Source organism: Cyanobium sp. Tous-M-B4 (assembly GCF_024345395.1).
In the GTDB taxonomy this organism is placed as follows: Bacteria; Cyanobacteriota; Cyanobacteriia; order PCC-6307; family Cyanobiaceae; genus Cyanobium_A.
In genome coordinates this window covers 384,249-396,921 of the sequence record NZ_JAGQBA010000001.1, presented here as the reverse complement: position 1 = coordinate 396,921, position 12,673 = coordinate 384,249, and the positions used below count along the sequence as shown (strand labels likewise).

The following is a 12,673-nucleotide window of genomic DNA, read 5'->3' as shown; positions in this document are numbered from 1 at the left end:
TGGCAGTAATGTCGTAAAGGCAACAAGTGCACCGCATAGCTCATCACAAAGCCCCTCTAATCACAATCAATCCTTAACTTGAAGTGCCCGCTGCGCCGCCTTGCCAGCCACCCACACCGAGACCACGGTGGCCAGCAGGCCCACAATCCGCAGGGCCCAGGTGCCGGCATCGGCCTGGCCTGAGAGCACTTCGCCGAAGCGGGCCACATCGCCGGCCAAGGCGCCCAGGCCGCAAAACAGGATCGTGCCGGGCAGGATGCCGATCAAGCCAATGGTGTAGTCGCGCAGGCTCACCTCACTGAGGCCATAGGCGAAATTGAGCAGGGAGAAGGGAAAGGCCGGTGAGAGGCGGGTGAGCAGCACCAACTTCAGCCCCTCCCGGCTCACCGCCTGCTCGATCGCCAGCAGCTTCGGCACCACCGCCAGCCGCCGGCGGGCCCAATTGCGCATCCAGGTGCGGCCGAGCAGGAAAGCGGCCTCGGCCCCCAGGCAGGCCCCTACAAACACGATCAAGCTGCCCCACCAGGTGCCATACAGGGCGCCAGCCAGCATCGAAGCCCATACCCCCGGCAGCAACAGGGTTACCCAGAGCGCGTAAAGGGGCACAAAGGCCAGGGCACCTGCAGGGGAGCGCAGGAGGTCAAGCAACTTGGCTGTCGTCTCAGGATTCAGCCAGTCGCCGGGGAGGGGCATGGATGAACGGAAGCTGCAGTAGCCATCCTGCAGCGTGAAGCGTTAATCAGCTGGTCCTAGTCGGCGGCCGCCACTCGCTCTACAACGGGTAAAGAAAGAAAAGCTGCCATGGCAATCCGCCCCTCGGGTGCACCGAGTCGACCGTGGCCCCGCTGGCTGGTGCCCGGCCTGGCAGCCCTGGCCCTGGCCGGTGTGGGGATCGGGCTGGCGGTGCGGCAGAACCAGCGGCACCAGGCTGAGCAGACCCAGCAGCAGCAGCCCCTGCCGCGGCGGATCGCCGCCCTGGGGAGGGTGGAGCCGCTCGATCGGGTGGTGAAGCTGTCGGTGCCGGCCTCGCTCAGCAACGATGCCGTGCGCGAGCTGCGGGTGAAGGAGGGCCAGCAGGTGAGCAAGGGCCAGGTGCTGGCGGTGATGGACAGCGCCCAAAGCCTCGATCGCAGCGTGCGGGAAGCCCAGGCAGCGGTGCAGGTCGCGGAGCGCAAGGTGACGGCCCAGGCCAGTGTGATCAGCCGCTACCGGGCCGAGCTGACCCAGGCGACGGTGGAGCTGCGGCGCTACAGCCAGCTCTACGCCCAAGGGGCCAGCAGCGCCGAGGTGCGCGACCGGCGGATCACGATCGAAAGCACCAGCCGGGCCAACCTGGAGCAGGCCCTCAGCGACGAGGCCACCCTGCGAGCCGAACGGGACGAATCGCGGGCGACCCTGGCCCGCAATCAGGCCGAACTGGCCAAGGCCACGATCCGTGCGCCCTTCGGCGGCACGGTGTTCAAGATCAATGCCTACCCGGGCGACAAGGTGGGAGATGAGGGCATTCTCGAGTTGGGCGACAGCAGCCGCATGGGGGTCATCGCCGAGGTGTACCAGACCGACCGGGGCGGCATCACCCTGGGCCAGCGGGCGGTGATCAGCGCCGACGGCTTCCCCAACAAACAGATGGAGGGCAAGGTGGTGGAGATCGCCCGCCAGGTGAGCCGCCAGAGCGTGTTCAGCGGTCAAGCAGGCGAAAACCTCGACCGGCGGGTATTCGAGGTGAAGATCGGCCTGGGGCCGGAGGCGGCCGCGATGGCCAGCGCCATCAACTACCTGCAGGTGAACGTGCTGTTCGAGCCACTCACGCCCGAACAGCAGCGCGAGCAGCGCCAGCGGTTGGAGCAGCTGGTGGACCAGCAGCGGCGCGAACAGAGCGGCCTGTCGCAGCCGAGCCCACGATGAGCCAAAAGATCCCGCGCCTGCCACCTTTGCCCTTGGTGCTGCGCCGCACGCCCCTGGCCTGGCGCCAGGCGATCCACCGGCCAATGCGCCTGGCCGCCGCCATCGCCGGGGTCAGCTTCGCCAACGTGCTGGTGTTCTTCCAGTTAGGGCTCTCCGGCGGCCTCTACGACAGCCAGAAGCGCCCGATCCAGCAGATCAACGGCGAATTGGTGATGGTTAGCGGCCGCTACCTCTACCTGGGTGAGCAGGTGAACTTTCCCCGTGCCCGTCTCACCCAGGCCCTAGGGGTGGAAGGGGTGAAGGCCGTGACACCGCTGTATTTGGGCCTGAGCCAGTGGCTCAACAGCGACACCCGCCAGCAGAAACAGGCGCTGGTCTTCGGCATCGCGCCGGAGAACCCGGCTCTGCGACTGCCCGAGCTGGCCAACGATCGGCTGCTGCTGCAACGCGGCGATGCCCTGCTGTTCGATGTGCGATCCAAGGCCAACGCCGGTCCGGTGGCTGCCACGGTGCGGCGCGAGGGCAGCTACGAGACCGAGCTGGGCGGCGTGCGGTCGGTGGTGACCGGTCTTTTCTCGCTGGGACTCACCTTCGCTGCCGATATCAACCTGGTGACATCGGCCACCAACTTCAAAAACTATTTCCCCAACCAGAGCGCCGACGACATCCAGATGGGCGTGATTCAACTGCAGCCAGGCGTAGACCCGCTGCGGGTGAAGACCACCCTGGCCACCTTCCTCGATCCCTCGGTGAAGGTATTCACAATTGAGGAGCTAGCCGCCGCCGAGGAGGCTTACTGGCGCCGCAACAGCTCCTTCGGCCTGATCTTCGGCCTGGGAGTGCTGGTGGGTCTGGTGGTAAGCGGCATCATTGTTTATCAGATCCTCTACTCCGACGTGAGCGATCACCTAACGGAGTACGCCACCCTCAAGGCGATTGGCTACGACGACGGCTTTGTGGTGGGGATCATCATGCAGGAGTCGCTGATCCTGGCCCTGCTGGCCTTCGCCCCCAGCCTGTTGCTCTCGCTGGGGCTCTACGGCTTCCTGGCCCGCTCCACCTCACTGATGGTGGTGATGAGCGCCGGCCGAGCGGTGCTGGTGTTCGCCTTCACCCTGGGCGTGTGCGGCGTGTCGGGCTGGCTGGCCACCGCCAAGCTGCGCCGCCTCGATCCAGCCGACATCTTCTGACTATGGCGCCACCAATCACGCCACCAATCACACCCCTGATTACGGTCGAGCACCTCGACCACGCCTTCGTGGAGGCTGGTGCGGCCAAGCCGGTGCTCCACGACATCAGCCTGACCGTGCAGCCAGGCGAGATCCTGATCCTCACCGGCCCCTCAGGTTCGGGCAAAACCACCCTGCTCACCATGCTGGGCGGGTTGCGGGCGGCCCAGTGCGGCAGCCTGCGCATCCTGGGATCGGAGCTTCTGCACGCTGATCGGACCACCCTCACCCGGCTGCGTCGCCAGGTGGGTTTCATCTTCCAGGCCCACAACCTGCTGCCCTATCTCAATGCGCTCGAAAACGTACGGGTAGGCCTGGAGGTACACCCCAACTGGCTGGAGCGAGGCCGGCCGGCGATGGACGAACGCTGCGCGGTCATGCTGGCCGAGGTGGACCTGGCCGAGCGGAGCAGCTACTACCCCGAGAAGCTCTCCGGCGGCCAGAAGCAGCGGGTGGCGATCGCCCGTGCCCTGGCGCCCCAGCCCCAGCTGCTACTGGCCGATGAGCCCACTGCCGCCCTCGACAAGGATTCCGGCCGGATGGCGGTGGAGCTGTTCCGCCAGCTGGCCGACGAGCAGCGGGCGGCGATCGTGATGGTGACCCACGACAACAAGATCATTGACATCGCTGACCGAGTGGTGAGCCTGGAGGACGGCCGACTGGTGGCGAGCGCCTGAGCCCAGGCCCTGAGCCTGCCCCCGGTAGCTTGAGCGCCGCCACCCCATCCTGCCAATGGAGATCAGCCTGCTGGGCACCGGACTGCTGGGCGGCGCGATCAGCGAGCGGCTGCTGGCCTGCGGCCACCGGCTCACGGTGTGGAACCGCAACCCCAAGCGCTGCAAGCCCCTGCTGGCCCTGGGCGCCCGGGCCGCCGCCAGCCCCGCTGAGGCCGTAGCCGCCGGCGAGCTGGTGATCACCGTGCTCAACGACGGCCCCACCACCAGCTCCGTTCTGCTGGAGCAGGCCGGCATGGCCCTGGCGGGCAAGCTTGTGCTGCAAGTGGCCACGATCGCCCCTGGGGAAAGCGAGGCTTTGGCAACTGGCTTGGCTGAGCTTGGTGCCGAACTGCTGGAGACGCCGGTGCTGGGCAGCAAGCCAGAAGCTCTCTCCGGCTGCTTACAGCTGATGGTCGGCGGCAGCGCCGCGGCCCTGGAGCGGGCCCGGCCCGTGCTCGCCCACCTGGGCGGCGGCTCCCACCACCTGGGGCCGGTGGGAGCCGCCCTCACTACCAAGCTGGCCCTCAATCAATTGATTGCCAGCCTCACCCATAGCTTCAGCCTCAGCTTGCACCTGGTGCAGAGGGCGGGCGTGGATGTGGAGAAATTCATGGCGATCCTGCGGGCCAGCGCCCTCTACGCCCCCACCTTCGACAAGAAGCTGGCCAAGGAACTAGCCGACGACTACGTCAACCCCAACTTCCCCACCGCCCATCTACGCAAGGACCTGCAACTGTTTTTACTTGCTGCAGCTGACGCAGGAATAAACAGCGAGGGGCTCAGCGGCCTGGCCCAGCTGCTGGAGCGATCCACCGCAGCCGGCCTAGACGACCTCGACTACAGCGCCCTGCATCGACTCACGGGAGGCTGCGACTAGGCCAGATCAGCCCAAATCCCCCAGGCGCCTGCGGGCCAGGGCCGCCTGGGCTTCGGCTTCGGCCAGGTTTGCCTTGCACTCCAGCACCACCTCAGGTGGGGCCTTATCTGCAAAGTTGGGATTGGCAAGGCGACCCGCCAGGCCCTTGATCTCCCTATCTGCCTTGGCGATGTCCTTCTCCAGGCGGCCGCGCAAGGCATCGAGATCCACTAGGCCCTCAATGGGCAGCAGCACCTGCAGCTCACCACTCACGCCGGCCAGGGCCCGCGCGGCAGGGCTGGCGGCGGCGGCGGCGGGATCGAGCACCTCCACCCTTTCCGCTCGGGTAAGAGCCGTGATGTCGGGGCTGGCCTCCTGCAGCAGGGCTGCCAGCTCAACGCGGCCAGTCACAAACGACACCGGCGCGCTCTGATTGGGCTTGAGCCCCGCCAAAGCCCGCAGGTTGCGCACCACCCGAATCGCCTCGATCAGCTCGGCAAACTGGGCTTCAAGCTGGCCGTTTAGAGCAGCCTGATCAAGCGCCGGCCAGCTCTGCAGGGCCAGAAAGCTGCTCTCTGGCTGGCCAGTGAGGCCGTGCCAAAGCTCCTCACTCAGGTGAGGCATCAGCGGATGCAGCATCACCAGCAACTCGCCAAGAACCTTAGTCAACACGGCGCGGGCGGTGCGCTGGTCGGCAAGGGCTGCTGGGCTCGGGTTTTCACCTGGGTTGAGCCGCCGCTTGATCAGCTCCACATACCAATCGCACACCTCGTTCCAGGCGAACTCATAAAGCCCCTTGGCCGCCTCGCCCAGGCCGTAATTGCCATAGCGCTCAGCCGTATCAAGGTTGACTCGCGCCAGCCGCGACAGGATCCAGCGATCCGCCAGCTGCAGCGCCGCCGGATCCGGCTCGCCCAGCGAAGCGGGCATCTCGCCCCCCAGGTTCATCAAGGCGAAACGGGTGACGTTCCAGAGCTTGTTGGCGAAGTTGCGCGAGGCCTCCACCGTGGCAGAGGTGTCGGATTTGCGGTCGTAGTCGAGGCGGATGTCCTGGCCGGCCCCCGCCACCTCACGCACCAGGGCAAAGCGCAGGGCATCGGCGCCATAGCGCTCAATCAGCAGCAGCGGGTCGATACCGTTGCCAGAGGACTTGCTCATCTTGCGGTTCTGTTCATCCCGCACCAGGCCGTGGATGTACACGTCTCTGAATGGAATCCAAGGGGTTCCAGAACCTTCCCGGCCACTCATCAGGGCGCCGGCCATCATCGTCATCCGGGCCACCCAGAAGAAGATGATGTCGAAGCCCGTCACCAGCACGCTGGTGGGATACCAGCGCTCCAGGTCGGCAGCATCGGCATGAGGCCAGCCCAGGGTTGAGAAGGGCCAGAGGCCGCTGGAAAACCAGGTATCGAGGGCGTCGGGGTCCTGCTCCAGCACCACGGGATGGGCGTGGGTGCCGCCGCCAAATTGGGCTTCCGCCTTCGCCATGGCTTCTGACTCATCACGGGCCACCACATAGGGCGTGGTGTCGGTGATGGCACCGCCGGTTTCGCTCACCACAAACCAGGCGGGGATGCGGTGACCCCACCACAGCTGGCGGGAGATGCACCAGTCGCGGATGTCGGTGAGCCAGTCGCGGTACACCTTGCTCCAGCGCTCCGGCACGAAACGGGGATCGGCGTTCTCGAGGGCCTCCCGGCAGCGGGCCGCCAGGGGCTCGGTTTTCACAAACCACTGGGTGGAGAGCAGCGGCTCCACCGGCACCTTGCCGCGATCTGAGAAGGGCACGCTGTGGCGGTAGTCCTCCACCTTCGCCAGGAAACCGCCTTCCTCCATGGCAGCCACCACGGCCTGGCGGGCCTCGAAACGATCGAGGCCCTGGAAGCGGCCGGCGGCCTCGTTCATCGAGCCGTCCTTGGCCATCACCGTGATCAGCGGCAGGTTGTGGCGCTGGCCGATCGCGAAGTCGTTGGGATCGTGGGCCGGGGTGACTTTCACGCAGCCGGTACCGAACTCCGCATCCACGTGGTCGTCAGCCACGATCGGGATCTCGCGGCCCACCAGGGGCAGGGTCAGGGTCTGGCCCACTAGCTCGGCGTAGCGCGGATCCTTGGGATTCACCGCCACGGCCGTATCGCCCAGCAGGGTTTCGGGACGGGTGGTGGCCACTTCCAGGAAGCCGTTGCCGGTCGTGAGTGGATAGCGGAAGTGCCAAAGATGGCCGTCCACCTCCTTCATCTCCACCTCCAGATCGCTCACCGCAGATCCCGAGGCGGGGCACCAATTCACCAGGTATTCGCCCCGGTAGATCAGCCCCTGCTCGTGCAGGCGGTTAAAGGCCTCGATCACGGCGGCGCTGCAGCCGGCGTCGAGGGTGAAGCGCTCGCGCTGCCAGTCCACCGAGTAGCCCAGGCGCCGCAGCTGGCCCACGATCGTGCCGCCGCTCTCGGTCTTCCAGGCCCAGGCCTGCTCCAGAAAAGCTTCGCGGCCTAGGTCTTCTTTGCGTTTGCCTTCGGCTTTGAGCTGCTTCTCAAGGATCGTCTGCACGGCGATCGAGGCGTGATCAGTGCCGGGCAAGCACAGAACGTTTTTGCCGCGCAGGCGCTGGAAGCGCACGATCGTATCGATCAGGGCCGTGTTGAAGGCATGGCCCATGTGCAGGCTGCCGGTCACGTTCGGCGGCGGGATCACCACGCTGAAGGGCTCGCCGGGGGCAGCGGGATCCGGGTGGAAGGCGCCGCTGCTCTCCCAGGCTTGCTGCCAGCGGCTTTCCGTGCCCGCCGGGTCGTAGGTCTTGGGCAAGGCGTCGGTCACGGCGTAGCTGGGGCTGGGTGGCCATGCTCGCAAAGAGCCACCGCAGCGGGATGATGGGTTAGCTCGTGCCATCCATGGCCCCGCCCCCTGCCGCTCATAAATCCCAACGCCGGCGCGACCGCCTGCTCAGCCTGCTGGGCGGCCTGGCCCTGCTCGCCCCCCTCGGGGGCTGCACCCTGGGCCGTGAGTGGCCCAACGTGGTTTACGTGGCGATCGGAGCCAACAAAGACCAGCTCATCACCGCGGAGCTGAAAGAGCAATTTCAGGATCAATTGGTAAAGGTGGGAGCGCGATTCCGCCAGATCCACCCCGACACCCATTTTCAGTTCGGCATTTACCCCGAAGATGAGATGGTGGAGGTCATGCGCCGGCGCAGCCGGAGTGGACTCGCCCCGGATCTGCTGCTGGTGAATGGCGACACGGCCCTGCGCTTGCGACAGGCCGGCCTGGTGGATCCATTCCCCATCCGCAAGGACCAACTGGCCATCTTCAACGAAGAAGAGGTGAGGCGGTTGCGCAGCCCGGATGGGCAACTGGCAGGCTTGCCTTTGCTGGTGCAGACCCAGTTGAGCTGCTTCAACCGCCAGCGCCTGAGCGAACCGCCGGCGACCTTGCAGGAGCTGCTCAATGCCAGTGCCAACGGTCACCCCATGGGCCTGTCGCTGGACGTCTATTACCTGTTCTGGATCGTGGGCAGCACCGGAGCCCTTCCCGCCATGGACCAAGCCGTGCTGGGACACTCGCTCAACCCGGCCGATCGCCAGGCCCTGACGGGCTGGCTGGCCTGGATGCAGAACGCCAGCAACCAGCAGCGGGTCACCTTCTTCCCCGACCAGCCAACCGCCGAAGCCGAATTCAAGGCCGGCCGGCTCGACTGGATCCCCTGTCGCAGCACCGTGCTGCCCCAGCTGCGCCGGGTGATGGGGAGCGCCCTCGGGGTGGCCCCTCTGCCGGATGGGGAAGGTCACATGGCCAGCCCGATCAACCGGCTGCGGGTGCTGGCCCTGGGCCGCAGCTCGAGCGCGGCGGGGCGTCGCCGCGCCCTGGCCTTCAGCCTCTACAACGTCAACCCGCTCACCCAGCGCACCCTCACCCTGGGATCCCAGACGGTGCTACCCGCCAATCGCTTCGTCACCGTGCCGGTGCAGAGCTCCCAGGTGCTGGCCGCCATGGTGGCCGCCGCCAACCAGGGCCTCCAGGCCAACAGCCTGGTGACCCTGGTGCACACAAATGACCCCCGCCTTCCCCGCGTGCAGACCCTGCTGACCGAGCTGGTGTTCGGGGAGAGCAGCCCCGAGGGCGCCAGCACCGAGCTGATCAAGATCCTGCAGGCACGCCCATGAAAGAGCTGCTGCTGGAGATCTTCGGCTGGCTGGGCTACCTGGAACGGCCCACTGTGCTGCTGCAGCTGGGCCTGGTGATCGCCGTGGTGCTGCTCACCCGACGGGCGCGGCGCCGCCGCTGGCTGCCGGCGCTGCCGCTGCTCGCCTATACACCCGTGGGGATATTGGCCCTGGCCTTGGGCTGCGGGGCCCTGGCCGCCCTGGGACTGCCCCAGGGGCTAGCGAGCCTGCTGGGGCTGCAATGGCTGGGCTGGTACGGAATCAGCCTGCTACCCCAGCGGCTGCATCAACTCGAATCCCGGCTGCTGCGGCCGGCCTACCTGATGGGATCTGCCCTGCTGCTGATCCGGGAGGTCGACAACTTCAACGACATCGCCGTGATCCAGCTGGGCGAGGTGCTGGGGGTGTCGGTGAGCTTCGGCAAGCTGTTCAACGCCCTGGTGGTGATCTATCTGGTGCTGGTGGGCTGCGGACCACCGGCGGCCGGTGTGGCCTGGCTGGCCCAGCGCAGCCTGGGCCTGAGCGACGGCAGCCGCAAGGCCATGGAGCTGATGCTGCGCTACCTGGTGGTGAGCCTGGGGCTGGTGGGCGTAGCCATGCACCTAGGCATCAACACCACAGCATTAATTGCCGTGGCGGGCGGCCTATCGGTAGGCCTGGGCTTTGGCATCAAGGAGGTATTTTCCAACTTTGTAAGTGGCATCTGGCTGCTGTTTGAAGGATCCGTACGTCCAGGCGAAGTGCTGATGCTCGACGGCGATCCCTGCGAAGTTCGAAGTCTTGGACTGCGTGCCACCTTGCTTTGGCGTGATCGTGACAATGCCGAACTACTGATCCCCAACCAGACCTTCTTCACCGAGGCGGCCACCACCTACACCGCTAGCGACCGCATGCGCCGCAGCCAGGTAAGCATTGGCGCCGCCTATCACCACAACCCAGCAGAAGTGATTGCCCTGCTCGAGGCCACAGCTCTGGAAGTGGCAAGGGTCCTTCCCCAGCCAGCCCCGAAAGCCCTACTGCTGAACTATGGCGACTCCGCCATTAATTACGGCCTGCGCTTCTGGATTGCCAACCCGATGGATAACGTGGGCATCTGTAGCGAGGTGAACCAGGCGATTTGGCAGGCCTTCCGCAATAACAACATCGAAATTCCTTTCCCACAACATGTGGAATATTCTATGCAATGGCCGCCTGAGCAACATCAAACCAACAAATTTACTTAGAGGCAACCCTAAGGCGATCAACCGCCTTTTCCAACAATTCGATCGACACGTCCTCTGCCGAATTTATGTCAGACAGGCCGAAAGGATTATCAATATCGTCGATCAAGCGCAACAACAAAATTACAATAAAGGAAATTACTGCAAGAAAAAATACAGACTCGGGAAGGTTTTCAGCTTTTGCCATTACCAAACCCGCAAAGAGGAGCACTGCGGCTATGTCTGCCATCCAATAGACAAGCGGCACAAATGATGTATCTCGTATGGCTTGGACCCGATTAACCTTTGCAAGAACTACCGCTAAATCCTGCATAAGCCTTCCCCTCAAAGTAGACGCATCACCCTTGATCTGCAGCGCAGCACCCACCACCGCTGCATGAGCTTGAGTGTGGCACGCCAGCATTTGCTCAGTACTGATCCGCTCCTTCAACCAATCCAGCAAAGACTGGCCAAGGCCAGTTACCGCGGAGAGGGCTGGAGCAATCTGAGCCTCAGGGTGATAGATCTGAATCGCCTGGATTTCCAAATTGAGCGTCTGAAGAGAGGTCGCTAATTCAGCAGGTATTTTCTCACTTTCCTTAAAGTCGGTAAGCACACCATTCAACAAAAAGCCCAACAAAAAAATAGTCGATGCAACCATAGCCGAAAACAATTGATTAACGCTTATTCGCTCAAGACCACAAAAATGAACTGCAACTTTGACAGCACAAAGCACTAGGACCTGCATAAAGACGCCACGCACCTTGCGAAGACGCCTGAGCCTTGCAGCTGAAAACCTAATCAAAGGCAATTTTTTGATTTGACGCGGATCAGATGCCAAAGTTTATTCCGTTTCAATGAGAATTACAGCTCTCCCCTCCCTCCACAGGTATTGCAGAACACAAGCTGGTGCTCGCACTGCACCTTGGGCCCTAAATTAATTTAAAAGCTCCACGAAGCCATGGTTGAAGATTTCTTGCGCGCAGTTCGTAGCAACGAAGATCTGCAACGCCAGCTGCGCGGTGTCACAACTGCTGCTGGTCTAGCAGAGGTAGCCGCCCAGGCTGGCCTCAACATCGAAGCCGCCGCCCTAGTGAAAGGCTTTGCTCAGCTGCTGCTTGCCAGCGACGACGCCTTGGCCCTGCGTAACTTCGACAACCTCGGTTGGGATGTGGGTGAGTTGGCCTGGACCGCCAAAACCTGGGAGCTAGCTGATCAGGCCTGAGCGAGCCGAGCCAGGTAGCTCTGATAGCTGCCGGCATTGATCCAGCCGGTAGCGATCGTTTTGGTGTGCTCCTCGCTCACCCTGCCCCGGTGGATGTGGGACGGGCCAGCCGGAAAGATCACGAGCTTGCCCCGCTCAGCCGGCTCGTGGTGATCCTGCCAATGAAACTCGGTGCCCCCTTTGGGCACGTCGTTGCAATAGAGAATCCAGGCCAGCACGCGATGTACCGGCTCGGTGGCCTCGTCGCTGATTGTCCAGTCGCAGTGCCAGCGCTTGAAACCCTCGCCAGGGGCGTAGCGCTGCAGGTTGAAGATCGGATTTACGAACAATTCCTGCTCCGGGCAGCACTGGCGAAAGAGGGCCCGCTCCTGCAGGTAGCGCTCCAGCCCAGCCGTGACGCCGCGCAGGATCACCTCCGCCAGGGCGAAGGCCTCAGGATCGGAGCGGTCGATGGCCACCAGGCTGATGTCGGTGGAAATTTTGGCGGGCTCAGTTTTGCCGCCAGGGCCAAAGGCCACCCCGGGCCGCCGCAGGTCAACGCGGCGCTCATAAAAGGCCATCACCCCATCGGCGAGGGCCTCGAAGCCGGCATTGCGATAGGTAGCGAGCAGATTCATCAGCAGAGCTCCTGCCAGGGAAGGGCCAGGGCCGCCTCCAACTGCTGCCAGCGCTGCGGCTCCGCCGCGACCCTTGCCAGCAGACCCAGCCGCTCCAGCGCCGCCACCACCCGCCCATGATCAAGGGGGCCAGCAGGCCCTAAGGGCAGCACCAACACCTGGGGCTCGGCGGGATCGGCAAGCACCCGCAGCTCCAAATCCTCCAGCTCGCGCTCAAAGAAAATTCGCCGCATGCGGCCGGTGAGCCCTGGCCCCAGCGCCTCGGCATAGGCCTCCAGCGAGTCACGCTCAGCGCTGCATCCGCAATTGAGCGCCAGCCAGATCAGCAGCTTGGCCCAGCTATCAGCGGTCCAGAGGGGCTGAAAGCTCTCACGGTGCTGCCGCACCAACTCGCCAATGGCGAAATCAAACAGGGTTGCCTGCAGGTTGATGGCATTCATGCCTGCCATCCTGCCCAGCTGCCGGCAGACTGCACAGGCATGCGACTGCCGCAACCATGGCCCTCGACTTCAACGACCCCGATTTGGAGTTCAGCGATCTCGTGTACGCCTACCAGAGCTGGGTAATGGCAGTGATCAACGACGAAAAGCTCGGCGGCGAAGAAACCCTGCTCACCGACGAGATCGCTGACGACGCCCTCAACGCCATGCGCTTTCTACCCGGCGAAGTGACCAGCGCCATCGAAACCAGCCTCGCCCGTGTCTACGACGTAGATGCCGACGAACTCGCCAGCCTGCTGTTCCCAGAAGGCTGACGCCCCCCCGGAGCG

General features: G+C 64.3%; 13 protein-coding genes. 8 read left to right on the top strand and 5 right to left on the bottom strand.

Annotated features, from left to right (window positions below; translation table 11 throughout):
* Window positions 1-66: 66 nt before the first annotated feature.
* Window positions 67-693 carry a TVP38/TMEM64 family protein gene (locus KBY73_RS02005; RefSeq protein WP_254935420.1) on the bottom strand — a complete coding sequence of 209 codons (627 nt, stop codon included), beginning with the start codon at window positions 691-693 and terminating at the stop codon, window positions 67-69.
* A 108-nt stretch (window positions 694-801) separates the two neighbouring features.
* On the opposite strand from KBY73_RS02005, the gene KBY73_RS02000 reads away from it, so the two are divergent.
* From KBY73_RS02000 to KBY73_RS01985, 4 genes are read left to right on the top strand one after another with little or no spacing between them, the layout of a single operon-like run.
* Window positions 802-1,905 carry an efflux RND transporter periplasmic adaptor subunit gene (locus KBY73_RS02000; protein ID WP_254935419.1) on the top strand — a complete coding sequence of 368 codons (1,104 nt, stop codon included), beginning with the start codon at window positions 802-804 and terminating at the stop codon, window positions 1,903-1,905.
* Window positions 1,902-3,095: an ABC transporter permease DevC gene (gene devC / locus KBY73_RS01995; protein ID WP_254935418.1), complete on the top strand. Its 1,194-nt coding sequence runs from the start codon at window positions 1,902-1,904 to the stop codon at window positions 3,093-3,095. The genes KBY73_RS02000 and devC overlap by 4 nt, the downstream gene beginning before the upstream one ends.
* A 2-nt stretch (window positions 3,096-3,097) precedes the next feature.
* The gene (locus KBY73_RS01990; RefSeq protein ID WP_254935417.1) at window positions 3,098-3,811 is read left to right on the top strand and encodes an ATP-binding cassette domain-containing protein; all 714 of its coding nucleotides are present in this window, start codon (window positions 3,098-3,100) and stop codon (window positions 3,809-3,811) included.
* Between the two features lie 55 nt (window positions 3,812-3,866).
* The gene (locus KBY73_RS01985; protein ID WP_254935416.1) at window positions 3,867-4,727 is read left to right on the top strand and encodes an NAD(P)-dependent oxidoreductase; all 861 of its coding nucleotides are present in this window, start codon (window positions 3,867-3,869) and stop codon (window positions 4,725-4,727) included.
* 6 nt (window positions 4,728-4,733) lie between these two features.
* Here the strand turns inward: KBY73_RS01985 and KBY73_RS01980 are convergent, their stop codons facing one another.
* Window positions 4,734-7,520: a valine--tRNA ligase gene (locus tag KBY73_RS01980; protein ID WP_254935415.1), complete on the bottom strand. Its 2,787-nt coding sequence runs from the start codon at window positions 7,518-7,520 to the stop codon at window positions 4,734-4,736.
* Window positions 7,521-7,594: 74 nt separating this feature from the next.
* On the opposite strand from KBY73_RS01980, the gene KBY73_RS01975 reads away from it, so the two are divergent.
* Together KBY73_RS01975 and KBY73_RS01970 are read left to right on the top strand one after the other, a co-directional pair.
* Window positions 7,595-8,863 carry an extracellular solute-binding protein gene (locus KBY73_RS01975; RefSeq protein WP_254935414.1) on the top strand — a complete coding sequence of 423 codons (1,269 nt, stop codon included), beginning with the start codon at window positions 7,595-7,597 and terminating at the stop codon, window positions 8,861-8,863.
* Entirely contained in the window at window positions 8,860-10,086 is a 1,227-nt protein-coding gene (locus tag KBY73_RS01970; protein ID WP_254935413.1) for a mechanosensitive ion channel family protein, read from the top strand. Before KBY73_RS01975 ends, KBY73_RS01970 begins: the two co-directional genes overlap by 4 nt.
* On the opposite strand, the gene KBY73_RS01965 is transcribed toward KBY73_RS01970, so the two are convergent.
* A complete protein-coding gene (locus KBY73_RS01965; protein ID WP_254935412.1) occupies window positions 10,079-10,903 on the bottom strand; it encodes a hypothetical protein in 825 nt (274 codons plus the stop codon). The two genes, KBY73_RS01970 and KBY73_RS01965, sit on opposite strands and share 8 nt — an antisense overlap.
* A gap of 120 nt (window positions 10,904-11,023) precedes the next feature.
* On the opposite strand from KBY73_RS01965, the gene KBY73_RS01960 reads away from it, so the two are divergent.
* Entirely contained in the window at window positions 11,024-11,287 is a 264-nt protein-coding gene (locus KBY73_RS01960) for a Nif11 family protein (protein ID WP_254935411.1), read from the top strand.
* Here KBY73_RS01960 and KBY73_RS01955 read toward each other — a convergent pair.
* Together KBY73_RS01955 and KBY73_RS01950 are read right to left on the bottom strand one after the other, a co-directional pair.
* Window positions 11,278-11,904 carry a 2OG-Fe(II) oxygenase gene (locus KBY73_RS01955; protein ID WP_254935410.1) on the bottom strand — a complete coding sequence of 209 codons (627 nt, stop codon included), beginning with the start codon at window positions 11,902-11,904 and terminating at the stop codon, window positions 11,278-11,280. The genes KBY73_RS01960 and KBY73_RS01955 overlap by 10 nt on opposite strands.
* The gene (locus KBY73_RS01950; protein WP_254935409.1) at window positions 11,904-12,353 is read right to left on the bottom strand and encodes a protein phosphatase; all 450 of its coding nucleotides are present in this window, start codon (window positions 12,351-12,353) and stop codon (window positions 11,904-11,906) included. The genes KBY73_RS01955 and KBY73_RS01950 overlap by 1 nt, the downstream gene beginning before the upstream one ends.
* Window positions 12,354-12,400: 47 nt before the next feature.
* Here KBY73_RS01950 and KBY73_RS01945 point away from each other — a divergent pair, with 47 nt between their 5' ends.
* Window positions 12,401-12,658, top strand: coding sequence for a hypothetical protein (locus KBY73_RS01945; RefSeq protein WP_106502661.1), 258 nt, complete (start codon window positions 12,401-12,403; stop codon window positions 12,656-12,658).
* Window positions 12,659-12,673 lie beyond the last annotated feature (15 nt).